We start from the raw sequence: 2,678 nt of genomic DNA, 5'->3' as shown, positions 1-2,678 counted from the left end.
TCAAAGACTACTAATTTCCATGTAGCTTAAAAGCCAATTAGCCATAGTAGCACGACGTGCTTGCACAGGAGTAAATTCTCCGATTTTATAACCTTTGAAACCCAACTTTTGCTTTAGTAACTGTTTATTTTCTTTAGGAATAGAACGAGTCAACTTGACAGTGGGCGGGCGAAATTCAATAAAATTAGGAGGTTCTGGATATTCATCTCGCCACTCTGATGCAACACCAGAAGCATCCCACCGATCGGTAGTAGCATTATAGCGATAACCGAGATAATACCAAACTAATTGATTAACAGTATTATCATCAATTTTTTCATCAATAATTGCTTGGATAGTTTCTGTATTCAGTTGTGGTAGTTCAGACATAAAAGCTGACTTTATTTAACTTATTTTTATATGATTATATTATGATATAGTAATTCCCATACTGGTCAGGTACAAAATTCCTTGGTTTTAGGGAGTAGGGAGTAGGGAGTAGGGAGTAGTAATTCTAGTTTTGTAGGAATCGATAAAGAAGAAAAACAACTGTACCTGATTAGCTTGGGAAACACTATATAGCAGAAGGAATAAGCAAAGAAAAATCTTGCGTTTCTGAGTTTTAAGGTTTTGATATGTCAAATACAGTAATTATAACTGCTGATGAACCGTAAGACAGAGAAATGCTTTTCCTACTGTTCCCTGTTCCCTGTTCCCTGTTCCCTGTTCCCTGTTCCCTGTTCCCTGCTATGGTTAGCTATTTAACTTAAGATACCTTCTTTTTGTGCCATTGATAGCATTAAATCTACTACTCGATAAGAATAACCCCATTCATTATCATACCAAGAAACAACTTTAAAGAAATTGGAGTTAAGTTCAATTCCAGCGCCTGCATCAAAAGTACTAGAGTGAGGGTCGCTAGTAAAATCAGTCGAAACTACAGGGTCTTCAGTATAACCCAGAATACCCTTCATTGGTCCTTCAGCAGCAGCTTTCATCGCTGCACAAATTTCTTTGTAGCTAGTTGACTTCTCGCTCTTGAAAGTTAAATCAACCACAGAAACATCTGGAGTCGGAACCCGGAATGCCATACCAGTCAGTTTACCTTTTAATTGTGGTAAAACCAGAGATACTGCTTTTGCTGCACCAGTAGAAGCGGGAATAATATTTTGAGCTGCACCACGTCCACCCCGAAAATCTTTTTTACTCGGACCGTCTACAGTTGGTTGAGTAGCAGTCATAGCGTGAACAGTTGTCATTAGACCTTCTGCCAAACCAAAATTATCATCAATAACTTTAGCAATAGGGGCTAAACAATTAGTAGTACAACTAGCATTAGAAACAATTGTATCTTCGGCAGGATCAAAGCGATCGCTATTAACACCCATCAACAAGGTTTTTACCTTATCTGGATCTTTTGTTGGAGCTGAAAGAATGACTCGCTTTGCGCCTGCTGTCAAATGATTTGAAGCACCCTCAAAAGTAGTAAATAATCCTGTAGACTCAACTACATAATCTGCACCTTTTTCTTTCCAGGGAAGTTCAGCAGGGTTTCTAACTGATACACATGGAATAAATTTTCCGTTAATTGTCATACCATCATCTGAAGCTGATACATCTCCTGAGAAACGTCCATGAGTTGAATCATACTTTAATAAATAGGCTAGGTTTGGTGGTGGTACTAAATCATTAATCCCAACAAATTCAATTAAGTCGGGATGGTTGAGTCCAGCACGGAATACTAGACGTCCAATACGGCCAAATCCATTGATGGCTACTTTTAAGGTCATGGATACACTCCTTAATTAATGAATATCTGAAAGTCACTATAAGTATGACAAATACTTGATTAGAACCTATCACGAAGATAATTGCTTCAAATATATTCTTTTCCATATTTTAAGAATCTTTCTGCCAAATGACTGATGTTTTACAAAATGATTATGCTCTAAATTAAATAGATCCACTTAGCTACCGAGGTCGAGTCCAAAATTTTATACTTGAGAATATTTTTGATAGATAATAACTGAGTTTTTACAGAATTTAAATCAGTATTATCTACGCTGTAAACTGACGATTATTAAGCTGAAATAATTGCTCTTTTTGAGAAATTATTTTATTTAAATCCCTATGTATTAGTTCCTTTATATCATGTAATTAATCATGAAATATGTATCTGCAATACTACTGAATAGTTGAATAATCTTAGATAAATTTACTGAAAAATAAATTCACAAAAACTTCATTTAATCCTCTAAAAAAGCATTGGAGTTAACTATAAAATCAAGGTATAATATAAAAAAGTAAGCAATATAAATAAATGCAGAATTCATCTACTATAGAAATCACAACAGTGGCTTTAGGTTTAAGAAGAGTTAGTACAAATTCCACTCAAGCAATTGACACCATTGAGAATACAAATAAAACAGATGTTCAAGCTAATAAGTTAGGCAATGGTTACATTCTCAGAGGAAATACAGATATAAATATTTATTATGGAGATGAGGAAAGTAATTTTTCAAAAAATAGTCATAATAATTTAATAACCAATCTTATTTTTGTTTAATGAGTTGCAAAAAAACTTTATCTGTAGAAATTCTCAAGAAGCGTGAGGTAAAATCATTCGCTGCTTTTAAGGAATAGGGAAAACTTATATCATGTCTCTTTGAATAACTAGAATAAAAAATTTAGGGAGTAGG

At 34.4% G+C, this 2,678-nt stretch carries 3 protein-coding genes; 1 reads left to right on the top strand and 2 read right to left on the bottom strand.

Annotated features, from left to right (window positions below; translation table 11 throughout):
- Nucleotides 1-369 carry a DUF1823 family protein gene (locus AC3DU7_RS30625; RefSeq protein WP_488043007.1) on the bottom strand — a complete coding sequence of 123 codons (369 nt, stop codon included), beginning with the start codon at nucleotides 367-369 and terminating at the stop codon, nucleotides 1-3.
- 371 nt (nucleotides 370-740) lie between these two features.
- Nucleotides 741-1,769: a type I glyceraldehyde-3-phosphate dehydrogenase gene (gap, locus tag AC3DU7_RS30620; protein ID WP_488043006.1), complete on the bottom strand. Its 1,029-nt coding sequence runs from the start codon at nucleotides 1,767-1,769 to the stop codon at nucleotides 741-743.
- Nucleotides 1,770-2,299: 530 nt separating this feature from the next.
- Between gap and AC3DU7_RS30615 the strand changes: the two genes are divergently transcribed.
- The gene (locus AC3DU7_RS30615) at nucleotides 2,300-2,545 is read left to right on the top strand and encodes a hypothetical protein (protein WP_488043005.1); all 246 of its coding nucleotides are present in this window, start codon (nucleotides 2,300-2,302) and stop codon (nucleotides 2,543-2,545) included.
- The last annotated feature ends 133 nt before the right edge of the window (nucleotides 2,546-2,678 follow it).

It is taken from the genome of Okeania sp., from assembly GCF_983059655.1.
Note: the sequence above shows the minus strand (reverse complement) of the source record. Positions and strands in the feature narration are given on the sequence as shown.

What these genes read in the sequence shown, in the direction of transcription:
- AC3DU7_RS30625 (WP_488043007.1), bottom strand. Translation starts at nt 369, where the DNA reads ATGTCTGAACTACCACAACTGAATACAGAAACTATCCAAGCAATTATT.
- gap (WP_488043006.1), bottom strand. Translation starts at nt 1,769, where the DNA reads ATGACCTTAAAAGTAGCCATCAATGGATTTGGCCGTATTGGACGTCTA.
- AC3DU7_RS30615 (WP_488043005.1), top strand. Translation starts at nt 2,300, where the DNA reads ATGCAGAATTCATCTACTATAGAAATCACAACAGTGGCTTTAGGTTTA.